Annotated in this window: 16 protein-coding genes; 2 read left to right on the plus strand and 14 right to left on the minus strand. The window is 76.1% G+C overall.

The window, feature by feature from the left end; translation table 11 throughout:
- Nucleotides 1-33 precede the first annotated feature (33 nt).
- The 8 genes from Ae150APs1_RS33850 to Ae150APs1_RS22175 form a co-directional block, all read right to left on the minus strand.
- On the minus strand, nucleotides 34-261 hold the full coding sequence (locus tag Ae150APs1_RS33850) for a hypothetical protein (protein WP_249266433.1): 228 nt from the start codon (nucleotides 259-261) through the stop codon (nucleotides 34-36).
- A gap of 26 nt (nucleotides 262-287) precedes the next feature.
- A complete protein-coding gene (locus Ae150APs1_RS33855; RefSeq protein WP_349289893.1) occupies nucleotides 288-1403 on the minus strand; it encodes an ABC transporter ATP-binding protein in 1116 nt (371 codons plus the stop codon).
- A complete protein-coding gene (locus Ae150APs1_RS22145; RefSeq protein ID WP_083680292.1) occupies nucleotides 1400-2458 on the minus strand; it encodes an iron chelate uptake ABC transporter family permease subunit in 1059 nt (352 codons plus the stop codon). The genes Ae150APs1_RS33855 and Ae150APs1_RS22145 overlap by 4 nt, the downstream gene beginning before the upstream one ends.
- The gene (locus tag Ae150APs1_RS22150) at nucleotides 2455-3516 is read right to left on the minus strand and encodes an iron chelate uptake ABC transporter family permease subunit (RefSeq protein ID WP_083680293.1); all 1062 of its coding nucleotides are present in this window, start codon (nucleotides 3514-3516) and stop codon (nucleotides 2455-2457) included. Before Ae150APs1_RS22150 ends, Ae150APs1_RS22145 begins: the two co-directional genes overlap by 4 nt.
- On the minus strand, nucleotides 3513-4523 hold the full coding sequence (locus Ae150APs1_RS22155; protein WP_075300049.1) for an iron-siderophore ABC transporter substrate-binding protein: 1011 nt from the start codon (nucleotides 4521-4523) through the stop codon (nucleotides 3513-3515). The genes Ae150APs1_RS22150 and Ae150APs1_RS22155 overlap by 4 nt, the downstream gene beginning before the upstream one ends.
- A 117-nt stretch (nucleotides 4524-4640) precedes the next feature.
- Complete coding sequence (locus tag Ae150APs1_RS22160; RefSeq protein ID WP_139317010.1) at nucleotides 4641-6413, minus strand: LCP family protein; 1773 nt, start codon at nucleotides 6411-6413, stop codon at nucleotides 4641-4643.
- Nucleotides 6414-7744: 1331 nt separating this feature from the next.
- On the minus strand, nucleotides 7745-8683 hold the full coding sequence (locus tag Ae150APs1_RS32225) for a hypothetical protein (RefSeq protein ID WP_060573563.1): 939 nt from the start codon (nucleotides 8681-8683) through the stop codon (nucleotides 7745-7747).
- Nucleotides 8684-8839: 156 nt separating this feature from the next.
- On the minus strand, nucleotides 8840-9724 hold the full coding sequence (locus tag Ae150APs1_RS22175) for a LytTR family DNA-binding domain-containing protein (protein WP_212567325.1): 885 nt from the start codon (nucleotides 9722-9724) through the stop codon (nucleotides 8840-8842).
- Nucleotides 9725-10282: 558 nt separating this feature from the next.
- On the opposite strand from Ae150APs1_RS22175, the gene mftD reads away from it, so the two are divergent.
- Nucleotides 10283-11500 carry a pre-mycofactocin synthase MftD gene (mftD, locus tag Ae150APs1_RS22180; RefSeq protein ID WP_010235874.1) on the plus strand — a complete coding sequence of 406 codons (1218 nt, stop codon included), beginning with the start codon at nucleotides 10283-10285 and terminating at the stop codon, nucleotides 11498-11500.
- A gap of 48 nt (nucleotides 11501-11548) precedes the next feature.
- On the opposite strand, the gene Ae150APs1_RS22185 is transcribed toward mftD, so the two are convergent.
- The 6 genes from Ae150APs1_RS22185 to Ae150APs1_RS22210 form a co-directional block, all read right to left on the minus strand.
- The gene (locus Ae150APs1_RS22185) at nucleotides 11549-12442 is read right to left on the minus strand and encodes an oxidoreductase (protein WP_075300055.1); all 894 of its coding nucleotides are present in this window, start codon (nucleotides 12440-12442) and stop codon (nucleotides 11549-11551) included.
- Nucleotides 12443-12822: 380 nt separating this feature from the next.
- Complete coding sequence (locus tag Ae150APs1_RS22190) at nucleotides 12823-14253, minus strand: PepSY domain-containing protein (RefSeq protein ID WP_075300057.1); 1431 nt, start codon at nucleotides 14251-14253, stop codon at nucleotides 12823-12825.
- A complete protein-coding gene (locus Ae150APs1_RS22195; RefSeq protein ID WP_075300059.1) occupies nucleotides 14250-15098 on the minus strand; it encodes a DUF5134 domain-containing protein in 849 nt (282 codons plus the stop codon). The genes Ae150APs1_RS22190 and Ae150APs1_RS22195 overlap by 4 nt, the downstream gene beginning before the upstream one ends.
- 129 nt (nucleotides 15099-15227) lie before the next feature.
- Nucleotides 15228-15824 (minus strand): sigma-70 family RNA polymerase sigma factor, encoded by a 597-nt coding sequence (locus tag Ae150APs1_RS22200; RefSeq protein ID WP_075300061.1) that lies wholly within the window; start codon nucleotides 15822-15824, stop codon nucleotides 15228-15230.
- Between the two features lie 66 nt (nucleotides 15825-15890).
- Entirely contained in the window at nucleotides 15891-17156 is a 1266-nt protein-coding gene (locus Ae150APs1_RS22205) for an aminotransferase class V-fold PLP-dependent enzyme (protein WP_075300063.1), read from the minus strand.
- Nucleotides 17157-17199: 43 nt separating this feature from the next.
- Nucleotides 17200-18360: an aminotransferase class I/II-fold pyridoxal phosphate-dependent enzyme gene (locus Ae150APs1_RS22210; protein ID WP_249266435.1), complete on the minus strand. Its 1161-nt coding sequence runs from the start codon at nucleotides 18358-18360 to the stop codon at nucleotides 17200-17202.
- Between the two features lie 168 nt (nucleotides 18361-18528).
- Here Ae150APs1_RS22210 and Ae150APs1_RS22215 point away from each other — a divergent pair, with 168 nt between their 5' ends.
- Nucleotides 18529-20178, plus strand: a complete 1650-nt coding sequence (locus Ae150APs1_RS22215) for an FAD-dependent oxidoreductase (protein ID WP_010230230.1) — start codon at nucleotides 18529-18531, stop codon at nucleotides 20176-20178.
- Nucleotides 20179-20196: the final 18 nt, after the last annotated feature.

Consider the following 20196-nt stretch of genomic DNA (forward strand, 5'->3'; position numbering starts at 1 on the left):
CCCGGACCCCGCCGGTCCGGGCCGCGACGGCACTCAGTCACGCGTGGCGCGCGCGGCCGCGGCCAGCTCCTTCGAGCTCGGGACCCCGGACGGGTCCGCCCAGTCCTCCGGCCGCCACGTGCCGGACGTGCGCAGGGCCCGCCCGCAGTGCACGAACGTCTCCTCGACGTCGACGACGATCGCCAGCTCCGGCGGGTCCTCCCACAGCCCGAGCACCTCGGCGTCGCGCACCACCCGGCCGTGCCCGTTGACCCGCAGCACGTGCTCGACCCGGGGGACGCAGAACGTCAGCCCGATCCCGGACCGGTCCAGCAGGTTGCGCAGGCTGTCGAGGCGCCGGTTGCCGGGCCGCTCGGGCAGCGCGATCCGCCGTCGAGGACGCGGGCGCCGTCGCCCGGCGGGTTGCCGCGCGGGGTCACCGTGACCGACCCGGAGGCGCCGACGGTGCCGACGAACGCGAGCGTCGCCGCCGCGACGAACGACGCGGCGACGTCGTCGATCCGGTCGGCGGACGTGTCCAGCACCAGCGGGTGCGGCTCCCCGACGACCTCCCGCAGGTCGGACTCGGTGCGCGGCCCCGGCCCGTCCGCGGTGCGCGGGCCGGCACCGGGGACGGGGACGGGATGGTGCCGCCCCGCGGGGACGACCATCGGCGTCCCCGTCACCGGGTCCGGCACGACCTGCGACTCCATCGCGAACACCCGCCGGACCAGGTCCACGGTCATCGTCGCCGCGGGCGGGCCCTCGGCGACGACCGCGCCGTCGCGCATCGCGATCAGGTGGTCGGCGTAGCGGCACGCCAGGTTCAGGTCGTGCAGGACGACGGCGACCGTCGTCCCCTCCGCCCGGTTGCGGTCGACGAGCAGGTCCAGCACCTCGACGGCGTGGGTCATGTCGAGGAAGGTCGTCGGCTCGTCGAGCAGCAGCACGCCGGTGTCCTGGGCGAGGACCATGGCGATCCACACCCGCTGCCGCTGCCCGCCGGACAGCTCGTCCACCGGGCGGTCGGCGAGCTCGAGCACCCCGGTCGCCCGCATGGCGGCGGCGACGGCGGCGTCGTCGGCGTCCCCGTGGCCGCCGAACCAGCCCTGGTGCGGTGACCGGCCTCGCTCGACGAGATCGGCGACGGTGATCCCGTCCGGCGCCACCGGGGACTGCGGGAGCAGCCCGAGCCGGCGGGCCAGCTCGCGGCCGCCGATCTCGCGGACGTCGGTGCCGTCGAGGGCGACGTGCCCGGCGGCCGGGGTGATGATCCGGCCGAGGCCGCGCAGCAGCGTGGACTTGCCGCACGCGTTCGGCCCGACGATCGCGGTGATCCGCCCGGGTGGCAGCCGGACCGTCAGGCCGTCGGCGACCACGCGGTCGTCGTAGCGCAGGACCAGGTCGTCCGCGGTCAGGCTCATGTCGTTCCCCTCGTACGGGCGCGGGCCAGCAGCCACAGCAGGTAGGGCGCGCCGACCGCGCCGGTGACCACACCGACCGGCAGCGCGACGTCGTTCACGAGATGGCGGGCCACCAGGTCGGAGACCAACACCACCAGCGCACCGATGCCGGCGGTGTGCGGGAGCGACCCGTTCCCCGGCCCGGCCGCACGCGTCGCCAGCGGGCCGCAGACCAGCGCCACGAACGACACCGGCCCTGCCGCGGCCACAGCGGTCGCGACCAGGAGGACTCCGACCGCGATCAGGGCGAGCCGGGCCCGCCCGACCGGCAGCCCGAGCGCGGTCGCGGTGTCGTCGCCGAGCTCCAGCCGGGGCAGTGCCCGGGCCAGCACCAGCGCGAGCGGGACCAGCACCGCGCAGGCCGCGACGAGCGGCACCGTGCGCGACCAGTCGGCCTGGTTGATGCTGCCGGTCAGCCACACCAGGTTCTCCTGCGCGCTGGTCAGCGACGCGCGGATCATCAGGAACGACACGACGGCCAGCAGCCCGGTGCCGATCCCGAGCCCCACCAGCACGAACCGGACGCCGTGCAGGCCGTCGCGGTGGGTCAGGGCGAGGATCAGCACCGTCGTCGCGACCGCACCGAGCACCGCCGCCACCGACACACCGGCCGCGGACAGGCCCAGCAGCACGGTGCCGGCGACCGCGGCGGCGCTCGCCCCGGCACTGATCCCGATGATGTCCGGGCTGGCGAGCTGGTTGCGCAGCAGCCGCTGGAACAGCGCCCCGGCCAGCCCGAGTGCCGCGCCGACCAGCACGGCGGTGAGCGCGCGGGGCAGCCGCAGCCGCAGCACCACCAGCTCGGTGCGCGGCGATCCGGAGCCGAGCAGCGCGGCGACGACGTCGGGGGGCGGGACGAGCTGTGCCCCCGCCGAGAGCGTGACGACGAACGCGGCGAGCACCGCGGCCGCGACGACCGCTCCGGAGACCAGGACGCGTCGCCTCCGACGGGCACGCAGCCCGCGCAGGACCCCGACCCCGCCGGTCGCGTCGGTGGTGTCGGGCGGGGCGCTCACCGGACGAACTTCCGGCGACGCACCAGCGCCACGAACAGCGGCACGCCGACGACGGCGGTGACCACACCGGCCTGCACCTCGGCGGGCGGCACCACGACCCGCCCGAGGACGTCGGCGAGCAGCAGCAGCGACGGGCCCGCCAGTACCGCGAGCGGCAGCAGGGTGCGGTGACCGGGGCCGGTCAGCGCGCGCAGCACGTGCGGGACGGCGAGCCCGACGAACGCGATCGGCCCGGCCGCCGCCGTCGCCGTCCCGGCCAGCAGGATGAGCGCGAGCCCGCACACCAGGCGGTCGGCGCCGGGGCGGCGGCCGAAGGAGCGGGCGCCGTCGTCGCCGAGCGCCAGCGCGTCGAGCCGCTGCCCGCAGGTCAGAGCCAGTGCCAGCCCGGCCACGACGAACGGGGCCGCCTGGGCCGCGATCGACAGGTCCCGGCCGGCGACCGAGCCGACCTGCCAGAACCGGTAGTCGTCGAACAGCGTCGGGTTGGTCAGCAGGAACACGGTGATCACCGAGCCGAGCCCGGCCGCCACCGCCGCGCCGGCCAGCGCCAGCGCGGCGGGGGAGACGGTGCGGCTGCTGCGCCCGACCCCGGCGACCCCGCCGACGACGACCGCGGCGAGCGCCGCCCCCAGGAAGCCGAACCACACGTAGCCGGTCAGGGTGGAGACACCGAACACCCCGATGCCCAGCACGACGGCCAGTGCCGCGCCGGTGTTCAGGCCGAGCAGGCCGGGCTCGGCGATCGGGTTGCGGGTCATGCCCTGGGCGAGCACCCCGGCGACACCGAGTGCGGCGCCGGCGAGCAGGGCGAGCACCGTGCGGGGCAGCCGGACGTCGGTGACGACCAGGCTCTCCGGCGTCACCGGCCCGTCGCCGAACAGGGCGTCGGCGACGGTCGCGGGCGGAAGCATCCCGGCGCCGACGAGCATGCTCGCCGTCACCGAACCCGCCAGCAGCACGACCAGCACGACGGCGGCGCGCCGCACCCGTGCCCGCCGGGCCGCGGCGGGCGGGGCGTCCGGCTCCGCCACGGCCGGCGCGGCCGGGCCGGCGGTCACGGTGCGGCCGCGGCCGCGTCCGCCAGGCGCGGCACCGTGCGGTCCAGCGCGAACGTCCAGCCCTGCACCGACGCGGCGGAGAACGCCTGCGACACGTCCCGGTCGGACAGCAGCACGCCGCGGCCGGCGGCGACCGACGGCACGGCCTGCCACAGCGGGTCGTTCTCGATCTCGGTCGCGTCCTTGCCGATCGGCTGCATGACGGTGACGTCGGCGTCGAGCAGGTTCATGCGCTCCCGCGAGATCGGCGTCGAGAAGCCCTCGGTGGGCAGCGCGGCGATCTGCGGTGCCAGGGTCATGCCCAGCTCCTCCAGGAACTCCATCCGCCCGGAGCCCGCGGTGTAGGCGGCGTACTCGCCGAGGGTGTTGCGGGCCCCCGACACGACGGTGGCCCCGGCCAGCTGGGGGTGCTGCGCGCGGGCGTCGGCGAAGCGCTGCTCCAGGCCGGACTGCAGCTGGGCGGCCTCCCCGGGGCGGCCGACCGCGGCCCCCACCATGCGGAGCTGGTCGCGCCAGTTCGTCAGGTAGTTCTCCCCGCCGGCCGGGATCGAGACGACCGGCACGCCGAGCTGGGTCAGCCGGTCGTAGCGGTCCCGGGTGCCCGCGGCGCGGGTGTCGAGGATCAGATCCGGGTCGAGCGCGGCGACGGCCTCCAGGTCGACCTCCAGGGTGCCGAGCACGGTCGGCGGGGTCGTGTAGTCCTGCGGCACCCACGGCCCGAGCCCGTCGTCGCCGACGGCCAGCCAGTCGGCCGCACCGACCGGCTCGACGCCCAGGGCGAGCGCGGTCTCGGCGTCGCTCCAGCCCAGCGCGACGACCCGCTGCGGTTGCTCGGAGACGGTGACCTCACCGAACGCCGTCGGGATCGTGACCGGGAAGGCTCCGTCGGCGGCGGGCGCGGTCGCGCCCTCGCCGCCCGGTGCGGAATCGGAGCCGGAACCGCAGCCGGCGAGGAGGGCGAGGGCCGCGAGGAGCGCGGCGAGGACGGAGGGCGTCCGACGGAGCACGGGGGGTCAGCCGTTCCGGTGATCAGGTTTCGCTTACCTAACCAAACCCGGACGGGCGAAAGGAAGGGAGCGTGTCGGTCGCCTCGGATCGGACGTCCGGAGCAACCCGGACGGGACTCAGTACTCGTCGGGGCGGATGCCGCCGACCGGGCCGAGCCCGGTGGTCGTCGTGCCCGAGCCGGAGTCCTCGGCGCTTTCCGCCGCGCCCTGCTCCTCCTCGGACGGGACGTCGGCCGCGCCGGTGCTCGCGCAGGAGTCCTCCACCGACTGCGGGGCGGTCGAGGCCGGCTCCGGCGCGGCGGACGACGACGGTGCCCCCGACTCCGACGACGACGGGGCCTCCGACGACGGGGCCGCCGGTGCCGGCGCAGGTGCCGGGGCGGCGAGCGCAGGGTCCGGGGGCGGCGGCGGGTCGGCGATCGCCCCGCGGACGACCTCACGCATGTAGTCGGCGTCCGGGTCGGCGGTGACGAAGTAGCCGGTCGAGGAGTTCGGGTCCGGCAGTGACGGGTCGAACGCGACGCTCTCCAGCCGGAAGCCCTCGTCGGCCAGCACCGCCAGCGACGGCAGCACCTGCTGCGGCATGTCGGTCGAGACGTTGTCCCGGGTCACCGCGGCGATGCTCTGGAACCGGCCGATCAGCTCGGTCGCGCTGGTCTCGCTGATCACCGCCTGGATCAGGCAGCGCTGCCGCCCCATCCGCTGGTAGTCGGTGCCGTCCCGGCGGGACCGGGCGAACCACAGCGCGTCCTCGCCGTTGAGCGTCTGCATGCCCGGCGGGATGTAGCGGTCGGGCGTGACGTACCGGCCGAAGGCGGTGACCCCGCCGACCGGGATCGGCTCCTGCCCGACGTTGACCGTGACCCCGCCGACCGCGTCGATCATCGACGAGAACCCGGCCATGTTGACCTCCAGGTAGTAGTCGATCGGGAGGCCCGTCATGTACGAGATCGTCGACTGCAGGAGGTTGAGGCCGGGCTCGGCGGTGGGCGTCGGCGGCGCGATCTCCGGGTTCTGCTCGCCGTAGGCGAAGACGCCGTTGAGCAGGTAGTCGCCGGACAGCGGCTGCGAGGAGTCGTGGAAGCCGTCCGGGAACTCCTCGGCGGCCGGTGACCCCGGCGGGAACTCGGCACGCTGGATGTTCCGGGGGAGGCTGAACAGGGTCGTCCGGCCGGACCGGGTGTCGATGCTGGCGACCATCATCGTGTCGGTACGGGTGCCGCTGCGGTCGTCGCCGGCGTCGCTGCCGAGGAGCAGGACGTTCAGCCGGGGTTTCCCGAGCGCCTCGGCCGCGGACGTCCCGCCGCCCTGGAACAGGGAGTCCAGCAGCCCGCGCTGGGAGTTCAGCAGCTCCACGCCGTACCCGAACGGCACGGCGACCGTGAGGCACAGGAGTGCCGCGGTCCCGGTGCCGATGATCTTCTGGCCCAGTGGCAGCGTCCGTGGCCGCGCGAGCGCGTAGGTGCGGGCGACCTGGGCGATCCAGCCGATCCCGCCGAGCACCAGCGCGCCCGCGATGACGGTCAGCGTGGTGGTCGACAGCAGGTTCTGCAGCAGGACGGACCGGCGCGTCAGCAGCACCAGGACCGCGAGCCCCACGACGACCGCCAGCAGCGTGCCGAGGATCAGCCCGCCGGTGCGGCGCCGGCGCAGCGCGAGGTGCCCGCTGCCGGGGAGGACGGTCGAGGCCGCGGTGAGGCCGAGCGCGGCGCCGAGGGAGGCGCGCGCGGTGTCGAGGGTCCGCCGGCGGCCGGGGGGACGGTCGTCCTCCTGCCGGTCCTCGTCGGCGGCGCCCGGCCGGCCGGTGCGTCCCGGTGCGACGGCTCCGGGTGCGGCCCCGGCCGCGGCTCCGGCCACGGCGGTGCCGGCTCCGGCGCTCGCCGCGGCCACGGCGGCACCCGCAGCGGGGGCCGCGCCGCGGGGCGGGCGGGCCGGCGCGGGGCGGCCGGGGCGGTCCGGCGGGCGCGCGCCGTCGGGACCGGGCTCGCGCCGGGTCGCGTCGGCGGGCCGGGTAGGCGGGGCCGCCGCGGCGGCACGGGTGGGGGCGTCGGCCGGGCGGCCCCGGCCGGGAGCACGGGGACCGGGCGGGCCACCGGGTCCTGCGGGCGTACCGGTGGTGCCCGGTCCACCAGAGCGACCGGGTCCGCCCGGACCACCGGACCCGCCGGACCCGCCGGGGCTACCGGGCGCACCGCGTCCACCGGAGGGCCCGCCGGGGCCACCGCCCGGACCACCGGGCCCGGGGGCCGGTCCGGGACGGCCGGCCGGTCCGCCGGGTCCGCCTCCGGGGCGCACCGGAGGTGCGCCGGGGCCGCCGTTCGGGGTGTTCGGGCGTGCGGGCGGGGGGCCCGCCGGGGGAGGGGGCTCCCGGCGGGAACGGCGCGGGACCACCGGCAGCTCACCGCTCAGCCGGGCGGCGCGGTCGCGCTCCTCCGGCGGGACGTCGGGCTCGGCGGCGCGGTGCCGTCGTCGTTCGGCGGCGGCCTCCGGACGGCCGGGGGTCCGCAGGGTCTCGCCGATGCCGCGGCTGGCGGCGCGGATCGAGCGGATGTCGGTCGGGCGGCTGTCGCTGTGCCCGCTGGACGCCGTGTCGCGTGCCCGGCGGGACCAGGCCGCGGCCCGCTCGGCCTCGGCCGCGGCGTCGCGCTCGCGGCGGCGCAGCCAGGGTGAGTCGCCGTCGTCGTCCGCGTTGCCGGGGCCCTCCGGGCCACCGGGTCCGCGCCGGGGGCCGGGCGCGCGGTCCCGCCCACGTCCGGGGGGCGGAGTGCCGGGGCGCTGCTCCGGACCGGTCGCCGCCGGGGGGCGGGGCTCACCGGGGGACCGGCGGTCCCGCGGGCCACCGGACGGCGGCCGTCCGCCCGGGGGCGGGCCGGGACGTCCGTCGGGGGTGCCGCGAGGGGGCCCGGGAGGTCCGCCGGGAGCGTCACCCCGGGACTCGCCGCGCAGGTGCGGTCGGTCGTCGCGGCGCGGGCGCCCGTCGTTGCGGGAGCGGCCGGAGCGGCCGGGAGGAGGGGTGCCGTCAGGCGGTCGGTCGTCCACTCGGGCACCCCCTTCACTGATCGGCACGGATGGGTACCTGTGACGGCTGTGGAACCGGCACGGTGCGTGTGCCCGGCGACGGCTCCGGCGCCCGGGTCACCCGAGAGTACTTGCCGTGATCGTGATCTCGGTGGCCGCCCACCCACCCCTGTGGGTGTCTCCGGACAGGGTGGACGTACCCGTCACTGGTACGAGACGAAGACCGGTGACTCGGGTCGGACGTCGTAGGTCCGGCGGGGTGTGAACGTCGGTGTGTCCTCGTCGAGGAAGTTCTTCCAGCCCCACCAGAGGCCCTCCGGCCGGGGTGCCGAGTGCAGCACGTTCCAGGTGTCGAGCTTCTCCTGCGGGGTGCCGTAGCCGTCGGCGTGCAGCACGGTCGCGAGCTCGGGGTGCGAGGTGACGACCGCCTGCCGGTCGGCGATCATCGGGACGCGGAACTGGTGCATCAGGAACACCTTCTGCGGCAGCCCGCGTTCCCGGACCAGCCCGGCCAGCCACGCCGACGTGGCGTTGACCTCGGCCGCGTCCACCGATCCGATCTGGTCGCCGTGCCGCTGCCCGGGTTCGAGCCGCCACTCCGGATCCAGGGCCAGGCCGACGTGCGGCTGGGCCAGCAGCTCGGTGTAGCGCTTCGCCTGGGTGAGGAAGTCGGCGCGGCCCGGCTGGAGGTCGATGACCACGTAGACCCCGGCCTTCCCGGCCTCCGTGACCCACGGCCGCAGCTCGTCGACGCTCATCTCCGCCGAGTAGTCGCCGTCCGCCCCGGGGACGCTGTCGGCCACCGTGGCGATGATCTCGAACGCCGGGACGACGGGCTCGCGCACCAGCGGCTGGAAGTCCGCGGCGAGGTCCCGGGCGCGGGCGATCGAGCGGGGCAGGTCCTGCTCGCCGAGCACGCCCATCGACGGGGTGCCGGGATGGCCGTAGAGGGCCGCCATCCGGCGTCCGGGGAACACCTCGGTGCCGCCGCCCGGTAGCTCGGGCACCGGTGGCGCGGCGTCGGCGGGCGGCGCGGCGGGCGCGGGCGGCGGGGGCTCCGCGGCGGCGGGTGGATCGGACGTGCAGCCGGCGAGGACGGCGCACAGCGCGAGCACCGCGGTGAGGACGGCGGCCGGCCGCACGCGGGCGGACGACCGGTGACGGAGGGAACGGGACACCGGGACACGAAGGAGAGACACCGGTCACCAGGTTAGGTGACGGGCCGGGTTCCGGCCGTGCGGAGTGTGACGGCGTGTCGCCGCTCCGGAGTCCACGCCGTCCGCCGCGGTGGCGGGGCCCTACCGGGGCAGGACGGGGCCGTCCGGCCCGTCCTCCGGGCCGCGCTGCGGCCGCGGCGGTCGTCCGCGCAGGATGCGCTTCAGCCCGGCGGTGTGGCGGCGGCTCACCGGCAGCTCGACGGCGGTCGGCCCGTTGCCGAGCCGCACGACGTAGCCCGAGCCCGCCATCCGCAGCTCCGTGATCAGCTGCAGCGCCACGAGGTAGGCCCGGTGGATCCGCACGAACCCGGCGTCGCCCCAGCGGTCCTCGAGCACCGACACCGGGATCCGGACGAGGTGGCTGCCCTCGGCGGTGTGCAGGCGGGCGTAGTCGCCCTGGGCCTCGACGAACCGGATCGACGACCGCGGGACCAGCTTCGTGGTGCCGGCCAGCTCGACCGGGACGACCTCGTCGTCCGTGGTGGCGACCGGGGCAGGTGCCCCGCGACGGACGGCCGGGCCGGGTGCGCCGTGCGGGACGGGCGGGGCGCCGGGGGGCGGCCCGGCGGCGTCGGCACGGCGCGCCGCACGCAGCGCGACGGTCCGGTCCAGCGACCCGGACAGGCGCTCGCTGCGCAGCGGCTTGAGGAGGTAGTCGACGGCGCCGACCTCGTAGGCGTCGACGGCGCGGTCGTCGTGGGCGGTCACGAAGACCACCGGCGGCGGGTCGGCCATCGCGTTGAGCACCCGGGCGAGCTCCAGGCCGTCGAGACCCGGCATCCGGATGTCCAGGAACACGACGTCCACGCCGGGCGTGGAGCTGTCGGACTGTGAGCTGTGCAGGATGCGCAGCGCCTCGGTGGCGTCCGGTGCGGTCAGCACGGTGTCCACCCGCGGGTCCTCGCCCAGCAGGTGGGCGAGCTCGAGGAGGGCGGGCTCCTCGTCGTCGACCGCGAGGACGGTCAGCAGGTTGCCGGTCCCCGCGGGCGCCGGGGCCTGCGGCTGCTCGGGGCTGCGGGACTGCCCGGGCAGCCCGATCGGCCGGTGGTGGCTCGCGCCGTACTCGGGAGGCGCTCCGTACCCGGTGACGCCGGAGACGACCGGCGTCGCACCGGAAGCGTGCCCACCCCGCGCGTGGCTGTACACGGCTCCTCCTTGCCGCGGGCCCGTCGCCCGCTGACCGGTGACTGCGGGCACACCGTAGCGAGACTGCGCAGCGTCACCGACGGCCGGTCCTCCGTCCGGGCCTCCACGAACCGGGGTGGGCCGTTCCCGTGGCGCCGGTCGCGCTCCGTGAGGTGGTGGTGCGGCGGACCGGGTGACGGTCCACCGGACGGTGCCCGGAGCCGTGCGGGGCGGCGTCGTGGCTGGTCGGGCGGACGGTACGGCCCCCGCCGATCGGACGGGGTACGGGCACGCCGGATTGTGGCACCGGGTGCCGAAACGATAGCGTGCGTGAAGTCCGTCACGTGACGACGTGACGTGACAGCGACCACGAGCACCACGGACTGCGAAGGGGCAGGCATGGCGAGCACGAAGGACTGGTTCGAGACGGTCGCGGAGGCGCAGCGCCGGGCGCGCAGGCGCCTCCCGAAGTCGGTCTACTACGCGCTGGTGGCCGGGGCGGAGCAGGGCATCACCCTCGCCGACAACGTGGCCGCCTTCGACGAGATCGGTTTCCGCCCGCACATCGCGGGCCTGCCGCCGCAGCGCGAGCAGAGGACGAGCGTCCTCGGACAGGAGATCGACTTCCCGGTCGTGATCTCGCCGACCGGTGTCCAGGCGGTCGACCCGGAGGGCGAGGTCGCCGTCGCGCGGGCCGCGGCGAGCTCCAACATCCAGAACCCGCTGAACCCCGAGCAGACGGTGTCGACGGCGATGGGCCTGTCGTCGTTCGCGTCGCGGTCGGTCGAGGACGTCTGCGCGGTCAACGACAAGGTCTTCTTCCAGGTCTACTGGGCCGGGTCCCGCGAGGACATCCTGGCCCGCGCGATGCGGGCGAAGCGGGCCGGCGCCAAGGGACTGATCGTCACCCTGGACTGGACCTTCGCCACCCGGCGCGACTGGGGCAGCCCGCCCATCCCGGAGAAGATGGACCTCAAGGCGATGATGCAGTTCGCGCCCGAGGTGATCAACAAGCCCCGTTACCTGCTGGACTGGGCCCGCTCCGGGAAGCTGCCGGACCTGAAGACCCCGAACATGGCCCCGCCGGACGGTGGCGACGCGCCCACGTTCTTCGGCGCCTACGGCGTCTGGTGGACCAGCCCGCTGCCGACCTGGGAGGACCTCGCCTGGCTGCGCGAGCAGTGGGACGGCCCGTTCATGATCAAGGGGATCATGCACCCGGACGACGCCCGCCGGGCCGTCGACGCCGGCGCCACCGCGATCTCGGTCTCCAACCACGGCGGCAACAACCTCGACGGCACCCCGGCCGCGATCCGGGCGCTGCCCGCCGTCGTCGACGCCGTCGGTGACCAGGTCGAGGTGCTGATGGACGGCGGGATCCGCCGCGGCGCCGACGTCGTCAAGGCGCTCGCGCTCGGCGCCCGCGCCTGCCTGATCGGGCGTGCGTACCTGTGGGGGATGGCCGCGCAGGGCGAGCGCGGCGTCACCAACGTGCTGTCGATCCTCTACAAGGGAATCGACGAGGCGTTGCTCGGGCTCGGCAAGTCGTCGATCCACGAGCTGAGCCGCGACGACCTGATCGTCCCGGAGAACTTCACGCGGACCTCCAAGCTCTGACCGCGGTCCGCCGGCCCGGTGCACCACGTGTGGTGTGCCGGGCCGGCGCTACACCGGGAAGGCGCCCTTCGTCAGCTCCTCGGCGCGCTCCCACAGCGCCGCCTGCACCCGCCGGTCGTGCGACGCGGCCGTCGATCCGACCGGGCGCGGGTGCCCGCGGGCCTCGCCGATCCCGTCCGGGCCGATGTATGCCCCGCCGGGCAGGTCCGTGACGGTCGCGGCGAACAACGTCGGCAGGGCACCGGCCGCGGCGGGCTGGGCGACGATCCGGTTCAGCACGCCCATCACCGCGTCCTGGACCGACTCCGTCCGCGACTGCAGGTTCGTCGCGGAGTAGCCGGGGTGGGCCGCCGTCGACCGCAGCCGGGACCCCGCGGCGACGAACCGGTGCTCCAGCTCGTAGGCGAACATCAGGCAGGCCAGCTTGGACTGGCCGTAGGCGGTCCAGCGCTCGTAGCGGCGGCGCCGGAAGTTCAGGTCGTCCAGGTCGATGCGGCCGATCCGGTGCATCACGCTGGACAGCGTCACGACGCGGTCGGTGATCCGGTCGGCGAGCAGGCCGGTCAGCGCGAAGTGCCCGAGGAAGTTCACCCCCAGCTGGGTCTCGAACCCGTCGGCGGTGCGGCTCTGCGGGACCGCCATCAGCCCGGCGTTGTTGACGAGCACGTCGATCGGCCCCTCGACGCCCGCGGCGAACTCCCGCACCGACGTCAGGTCCGCGAGATCGAGCCGCCGCACCGTCGCCGCGCCGCCCAGCTCGCCGGCGACGGCGTCCCCCTTCGCCGTGTCGCGGACGGCCAGCACGACGCGGGCACCCGCGTCGACCAGCGCGCGTGCCGTCTCGAGACCCAGGCCTCTGTTCGCGCCCGTGACGACCACGGTCCGGCCGGACTGATCGGGGATGTCGGCGGCGGTCCAGGGAGCGGGTGAGTTCCGGAACACGGGGGCTCCTTCGCGGACGGGGGCGGGATCGCTGCGTCCGGTCTACCCGTTCCCGCCGGCCGCTGCCCGTCACGGAGGGGTGGGACCGGGACGGTCCGCGGCCGTAGAGGTCCGGGATCCGCCCGGGTGGAGGGGGTTCTGTGGATTCGCTGCTTGGGGAAGCGATTCCACAGCAGGGGCCCCTCGGGGTGGGCAGCGGAGCGGGGGCGCGGGCCGGGCTCGGGAGCCGCCCCGGGTGGAGCGGGTCGGTGGATTCGCTGCCTGCGGAAGCGATTCCGCGACAGGGGTCCTCCGGGGTGGGCAGCGGAGCCGGGGCGCGGGCCGCGCCCGGACGCGAGTGGACCCGGGGCGGCGTCGCGGACCGGCGCCGCCGGGCCCGATCACCCCACCGGGTCCGGCCGGCCCACGGGATCCGGACTCTGGTCCCCGGCGCTGGCCCCGCGCCGCGCGGTGAGCGCCGCGTCTAGCAGCAGGAACAGGATCAGCGAGACCCCGAGCACCGGCAGGACGATCCCGACGACCACGGCGAGGCCCGCGAGCAGCGCCACCGACGCCGGTGACGGCCGCTCCCGCGAACCGGGCGGTCCCGCCCCGGCCCCGCGCACCGCGGGCCTGCGCAGCCACCACATCCGGTAGCCCCAGACCACCAGGACGATCAGGGCCAGCGCGAGTGCCGCCAGGGCGATCATGTTGGCGGTCCCGAAGAGCAGGCCCATGTGGGCGTCGACGCCCCAGCGGGCCAGCTTCGCCGCGACCGGCCAGTCGGCGAACGCGAGCCGGTCGGTGACGACGCCGGTCGCGGGGTCGACGGCGACCGAGTCCTGCTGCTCCGGCCAGCTCCGGACCGCCTGCTGCACGCGCCAGGCCTCCCCGGCGTCGCCGGGGACGATCTCGACCGGCCCGCCGAGGCCGTCGGCGCGGGCGGCGTCGAGGACCCGCTGTGCGGTGGCCGCCGGGTCCGTGCCCGCGGACCCGCCGGGGCTCCCTGTGTCCCCGGAGCCGCCGGAGCCGCCGGGCGCCGCGTCCGGCAGCGTGCTGCTGACCGACGGTGTCGTCCAGTCCATGGCCTGGCGCAGCTGGGTGACGTTCGACCCGGCGAACAGCGACCAGGTCAGGCCGGTGGCGGCGAGGAACAGGAACCCGACCGAGGCCCAGAGCCCCACCGCGCCGTGCCAGGAGCGCAACCGCGCCCGCTGCGAGCCGGCGGCCCGCGGGACGAACCGGTCGCGGCGGGCCCGCACCCGCCGGCTCAGCTGGACGACGAGCCCGGACAGCGTCAGGACGGCCAGCCACGAGGCGGCCAGCTCGGTGTACACCTGCCCGGGCGGCCCGAGCAGCAGCGACCGGTGCAGGTTGTCGATCACCCCGCGGACCGGGAGCCACTCGGCGTAGGTGTCCAGCGTGGACACCGGCTGCGCGGTGTAGGGGTCGACGAACACCGTCCGCGCGTAGCTCTCCGGGAGATCGGCGTCGAACGAGACGCGGGTGGTGGTCCCCGGCTCCGGTGACGGCCTGACCTCCGTCACCGTCAGGCCCGGCTGGGTCGCGAGGGCCGCCGAGACCTGGTCGCCGATCGGCCGCTCCGGCCCGGACACGGGGACCGACAGCGCGTCGGCGTGCACCCACCGCTCGATCTGCGGCGACACCGTGTACAGCAGCCCGGTCACCGCGGCGACGAGCAGGAAGGGACCGACGAACAGGCCCGCGTAGAAGTGCACCCGGGTGATCAGGGGCTTCAGCCCGCGGAACAGCGGCCCGCGCTCCGGCGGCGGGGTGGGCGCGCCGGGCCGGGTCTCGAGGTCGGCGCTCACCAGCCTGCCACCATCGCGGCGAGCATCACGACCATGCCGACGCTCATCACGGCGTGGCAGACGGCGTCGGTGCGGGCACCGAGCCGGGACGCCGCCGGTGTGGCGGCCGGGCGCTCCGCGAGCACCGTCGCGGTTCCGGCGGCCGCGCTGTCCGCGCGGGCCGGAACGTCGGAGTCCACGCCTGCCGGGGCGGCCGTCGTGGTGGCGCCGGTGCCGGGCGCGCAGCCGTCCGGGCAGCCGACCGCCGCGCCGGAACCGCCGGTGACGTCGTCGTCGGGGGTGAAGGGGTCGCCGGAGCGGGTGCCGTGGCTCAGCGCGCGCACCGCCCAGAACCCGGCGACGGCGAGCAGCGCGGCGCACAGCACGACCGTCGCCGCGACCGCCCAGCCCGCCTGGCCCGCGTGCATCGCGTGACCGGCGTCGCCGGAACCCCCGCCGTGGCCGGCGTGGCCCGCGTGCCCGCCGCCACCGGACGACGCGGCGGCCACCGGCATGATCACCGGCATCGCGGCGAGCATCCAGACCATCGCCGCCGCCATCAACGCGTGCGCCGCGCCGGCGACCGGCCCGGTCGGTCCGCAGTGGATCCCGCGAGCCGCGGTCACGACGAAGAACAGCGCGAAGACCGCGAAGAGCGCGATCTGGACGGCGAGACCAGCGGTGCCGGACCAGGTCCAGGTCATCAGGACCATCGCGGCGCTCATCACGACGTGGGCCAGCTCCGCGGTGCGGTGCGCCGCCGAGCGCCGTGCCGACACGGCCTCCGACCAGCGGGCCAGCGCGTAGCCGCCGGTGGCGGTGAAGAGCGCGGTGAGCGCCCACGCGAGCGGCACGGACGTGATCACGTGTCCTCCTGGGTCGTCCGGGACGTGGGCCGCGGTCGCGCGGTCACGTGGAGGAGTGGTCGTCGCCGGAACGATCGTGGTTCCCGGTGCGACACTCGTCACGTGGGTCCGGGACGTCCGGGCGCCGGCTCAGCTCGGTGCGGAGCGTGCCGCCCGGCCGGCGCGGTCCGTGCGGGTCCCGCCGTCGGCGTCGAGCGCCCGGACCAGGTCCTCCCGGGCCCGGGCGACCCGGGACCGGATGGTGCCGACCGGGCACCGGCAGACCTCGGCGGCCTCGGCGTAGCCGAGATCGAGGACCTGGGTGAGGACGAACGCCTCCCGCCGCTCCGCGGCGAGGTCGTCGATCAGCGCGCGGAGCAGCACCGCCTCCTGGGCGCCGGTCCGCGGGAGCGCCCGCTCGATCACCTCGGCGGTGTCCTCGCCCAGGTCACGGGTGCGGGGACGCCGCACCGCCGTACGGACGGCGTCCACCGCCACCCGGCGGGCGACCGACAGCAGCCAGGTGCGCGCGCTGGACCGGGCCTCGAACGTCGGCAGGGTCCGCAGCGCCCGCAGGTAGGTCTCCTGGGCGAGGTCCTCCGCGTCGGCACGGCCGTTCAGGTGCACCAGGAACCGGTGCACGTCGGCCTGGGTCGCCCGCACGAACGACGACAGCGCGGCCTGGTCGCCGGCGCCTGCGGCCAGCGCCCACGCCGTCACCGTGGCATCGTCGGGACGTCGGGACACGGGGCCACGCTAGCCCGCCCCCGACGGCCCGCGTCCGCCGACCTGGTGACCGTCCGCGAGATGGGATCACGTTCGGTGATCGACCGGAGCTGTCCGGCCAGACCCGGGCGCCGATCCCGGCTCCCGGGCGATCATGTCCCGGAGCACCGCCATCCCGGCGTGCACCTCGGCGAACGAGGTCGACAGCGGCGCCGGGCCGATCCGCAGCCCGTCCGGCTCCCGGAAGTAGGGGATCACCCCGGCCGCGTGCAGCGGTGCGAGCAGGCCGGCGAACCCGGGCCGGGTGAGCATGACGTGCCCGCCGCGGTGCCGCGGGTCGCGCGGCGAGGCGACGGTGACGCCGAGCGGCTCCAGCCAGGCGTCGGCGAGGTCCAGCACGTACGAGGTGAGCCGCAGCGACTTCTCCCGGACCGCACCGGTCCCGGCCTCGGCGAGCATCTCCAGCGAGACCTGCAGCGGCACCGTGGCGAGCACCGGCGGGGTGCCGGACAGCAGCCGCCGGATCCCGGGATCCGGCGCGAACTCCGCGTCCATGGCGAACGGCTCGGCCCGGCCGACCCAGCCGCGGACCGGGTTCTCGATGCCGGGCAGCAGCCCGGCGCGGGCGTAGCCGAACGCGGGGGCGCCGGGCCCACCGTTCAGGTACTTGTAGCCGCAGCCCGCCGCGAGGTCGGCGCCCCAGGCGTCCAGCTCGACCGGCACCGACCCGGCCGAGTGCGACAGGTCCCACAGGACGAGTGCGCCCGCGTCGTGCGCGATCCGGGTGATCGCGGCGACGTCGGCGATCCGGCCGGAGCGGTACGCGACGTGGCTGAGGCTGACCAGTGCCGTCCGCTCCGACACGGCCGCGGAGACCTCCTCCGGCGTGATCCCGCCGGCCGGGTCCGTGTCGATCCGGCGCAGCCGCAGGCCGCGCTCGGCAGCGATCCCGGCGAGCAGGTCGCGGTCGGTGGGGAAGTCCCCGGCGTCGGTGACGATCTCGTCGTGGCCCGGCCGGAGCGCGACGGCGGCCCGGGCCAGCTTGTAGAGCAGCACCGTCGTCGAGTCGGCGACGACGGTCTGTCCCGGTGCGGCCCCGAGCGCCAGCGCGCCGAGCCGGTCGCCCAGGTCCTCCGGCCGGGTCCACCAGCCCTCGTCCCAGCCGCGGATCAGCCGGGTGCCCCAGTCCTCGCGGACGAAGCGGGCGAGCCGCTCGGCCGTCGCCGCCGGCGGGCGGCCGAGCGAGTTGCCGTCGAGGTAGGCGACGAGGCCGGGGGCCGGGGCGAACCGGTCCCGGAAGCGGGCGAGCGGGTCGGCGTCGTCGTGGGGAGCGGGATCGAGCGGGCCGGTCACCCGGCGCAGTCTGCCGGTGCCGGCACGCTCCCGCCGCCCGGGATCAGCCGGCGATCCGCCCGGCGAGCAGCCGGAACGCCGGGGTCGGCAGCTCCGGCGCCAGGTCGACCGCGCAGGTGCGGGCGAGGATCTCCAGGGTGCGGGGGCAGGCCGTCGGACCGTGGTCGATGTGCGCGTCGACCGCCGCGTACTGGTCCAGCGCCGGGTGCACCGGGTTGCGGGCCTGCAGCGAACGCCAGTTCGTGTAGACGTGGCGGCCGGTGTCGATCAGCCGATGCACGCCGCGGTTCCCGGCGAAGGCGGTGGCCGACCGGACCGGGTCGGCCGCCCCGTCGAACCGCACGGCCAGCCCGGCGGCGGTGAGCGGGTCGTGATGGGGGACCGGCTCCAGGTCCGTCCGCGACGCCAGCGCGTCGAGGACGATCGTGCGGTGCCGGCGGCGCCGGGCGATCTGCCGGTCGAGCCCGGCGAGCTGCGGGCGCAGCACCGCCGCGGACAGCTCCGGCATCCGCAGGTTGACCCCGACGATCAGGTCGGCGTCGTTCCCGGCCCAGCCGGGCCGCTCGTCGCTGCCGACGTCGTGGTACATCGACGCCCGCTCGAACAGCGCGGCGTCGTTCGTCACCAGCGCCCCGCCCTCACCGGCGCGGATGTTCTTGTGCTGGTTGAAGCTGAAGCAGCCGGCGTGCCCGATCGAGCCCACCTTCCGGCCGCGGTAGGACACACCGATCGCCTGGCACGCGTCCTCGATCACGACGAGGTCGTGCGCGGCGGCCACCTCCATGATCGCGTCCATGTCGGCGACCTGGTTGCCCATGTGCACCGGCACCACGGCGCGGCTGCGCGTCGTGATCCGGTCCTTGAGGTCGGCCGGGTCCATCGTCAGCGACCCGTCGATCTCCACGAGCACCGGGACGGCGCCGACGGCGAGCGCCGCCGCGGCCGTCGACACCCAGGTGTAGGCGGGCACGAGCACCTCGTCGCCCGGCCCGATCCCGGCACCGACGAGCGCGGCGACGAGCGCGCTGGTCCCGCTGTTCACGGCCAGCGCGTGCCCGGTGCCGACGTGGGCCGCGAGCTCGCGCTCGAAGCGGGCCACCTCGGACCGGTCGCCGCCGGTGAACCGGCCCAGCTCACCCGGTCCGAGCACGCGGACGGTGGCGGCCATACCCCTTGCGGTCGTCGCCGCGGCGGCGAGTCCCATAATTGTCCTCCTGGACCGCTTCACCGGAGCTCTTCCGGCGAGAATCGGTCGAACGCAACGAAACACACCCGATTCGGGTTCCGCACAACCCTGCGGAACCGGACAGACGGTACCGAGCACGTCTGCCCCCTGCCCCCGGGGGACACGACCGGAAGGATCCGCGCCGCAATGCTCATCGACACCCGACGAGCGCTCCCCGGTTCCTGGTTCGAGGCCGAGGTCTGCGTGATCGGCAGCGGCCCGGCGGGTGCCGCGGTCGCCGCGGAGCTCGCCGACCGCGGCCTGCGCGTCGTCGTCCTGGAGGGCGGCGGCCCCGGCCTGGGACGCACCGCCCGTGACACCTACCGCGGCGTCACCGGCCGCGGCGCGCACGACCCGGTCGACGCCGTCCGGCAGAAGCGGCTGGGCGGGACCTCGATCGTCTGGGGCGGGCGCTGCGCCCCGCTCGACGACGTCGACTTCGCCGAGCGCGACTGGCTGCCCGGCTCCGGCTGGCCGATCGCCCACGACGAGCTGCAGGGCTGGTACGCGGTCGCGCAGCGGCACCTCGACGCCGGTGCCTGCGAGTACTCCGCCGCCTCGTCCGGCTTCCCGCTCACCCCGTCCGGGGTGTCGTCGGACGTCCTGCGCTGGGACGACCTATGGCGCTGGAGCCCGCCGACGTCGTTCGCGCCGCGGGTCGAGGCGATGGCGAGGGCCGGGCGGATCCGGCTGTTCCTGCACGCCACCGTCACCCGGCTCGAGCGCGACCCGGTGTCGGGGGCCGCGACCGAGGCCGTCGTCGTCCCGCGTCCCGGGCTGGAGGTGCGGGTGCGGGCACGGCACTTCGTCGTCGCCGCCGGCGGCCTGGAGTCCACCCGGATCCTGCTCGCGTCCGACGGCTACGGCGGTACCGGCATGGGCACCGGCATCGGCGACGAGTACGGCCAGGTCGGCAGGCACTACATGACGCACCCGGTCGGCGAGGTCGGCCGGCTGCGGCTGACGAAGGCCGGCCGGTCGCTCGGTCTCGGCTACCTCCCGACCGACGACGGCGTCTACGCCCGCCGGATGCTCTCGCTGACGCCCCGGGCGCAGGCCGACCACCGGCTGGGCAACCTGAAGGCGGCGCTGTGGTTCGCCGACCCGAAGGACCCCGCCCACGGCGACGCGCTGCTGTCCACGTTCGCCCTGACGTACTGGGGGATGGGGCGGATCCGCACCGGGTTCAAGGCGGCGGGCACGCACGCCCAGTACGCCCGCACCACCGGCATCGGCAGGCACGTGCGCAACGTCGCGGCCGACCCCCTGCGGGTGGCCCGCTTCGCCCGCGGGTGGGTGCGGCCCCGGATCACCGGTGAGCGGCGGGTCCCGTCGTTCATGCCGCTGGACACCGGGCACTGCCGGCTGCGGTTCGACGCCGAGCAGACCCCGGACCCGGCCAACCGGGTCACCCTGGACCGCGAGCGGGACGCACTGGGGCAGCACCGGCTGCGCGTCGACTACCGGGTCTCCGCCGCCGACCGGGACGCGATCGCGACCTCGCTGACGCTCATCGGCAAGGAGCTCGAGCGGACCGGCCTGGCGCACGTCGACCTGTCCGACGTCGAGCAGGTGCACTCGATGGACATGACCGACGGCACGCACCAGATGGGCCTGCTGCGGATGTCGGACTCGCCGCGCACCGGTGTCGTCGACCCGGACTGCCGCGTGCACGGCACCCCCAACGTGCACATCGCGTCCAGCGCGGTGTTCCCGTCGGCCGGGGCGGTCGGTCCGACGCTGGCGCTGGTCGCGCTGGCCTGCCGGTCGGCGGAGGGCATCGCGCTGGAGTCCTGAGCGGCCCGTTCGGTGCAC

The sequence above is a fragment of the Pseudonocardia sp. Ae150A_Ps1 genome, from assembly GCF_001932315.1.
Lineage (GTDB): Bacteria > Actinomycetota > Actinomycetes > Mycobacteriales > Pseudonocardiaceae > Pseudonocardia.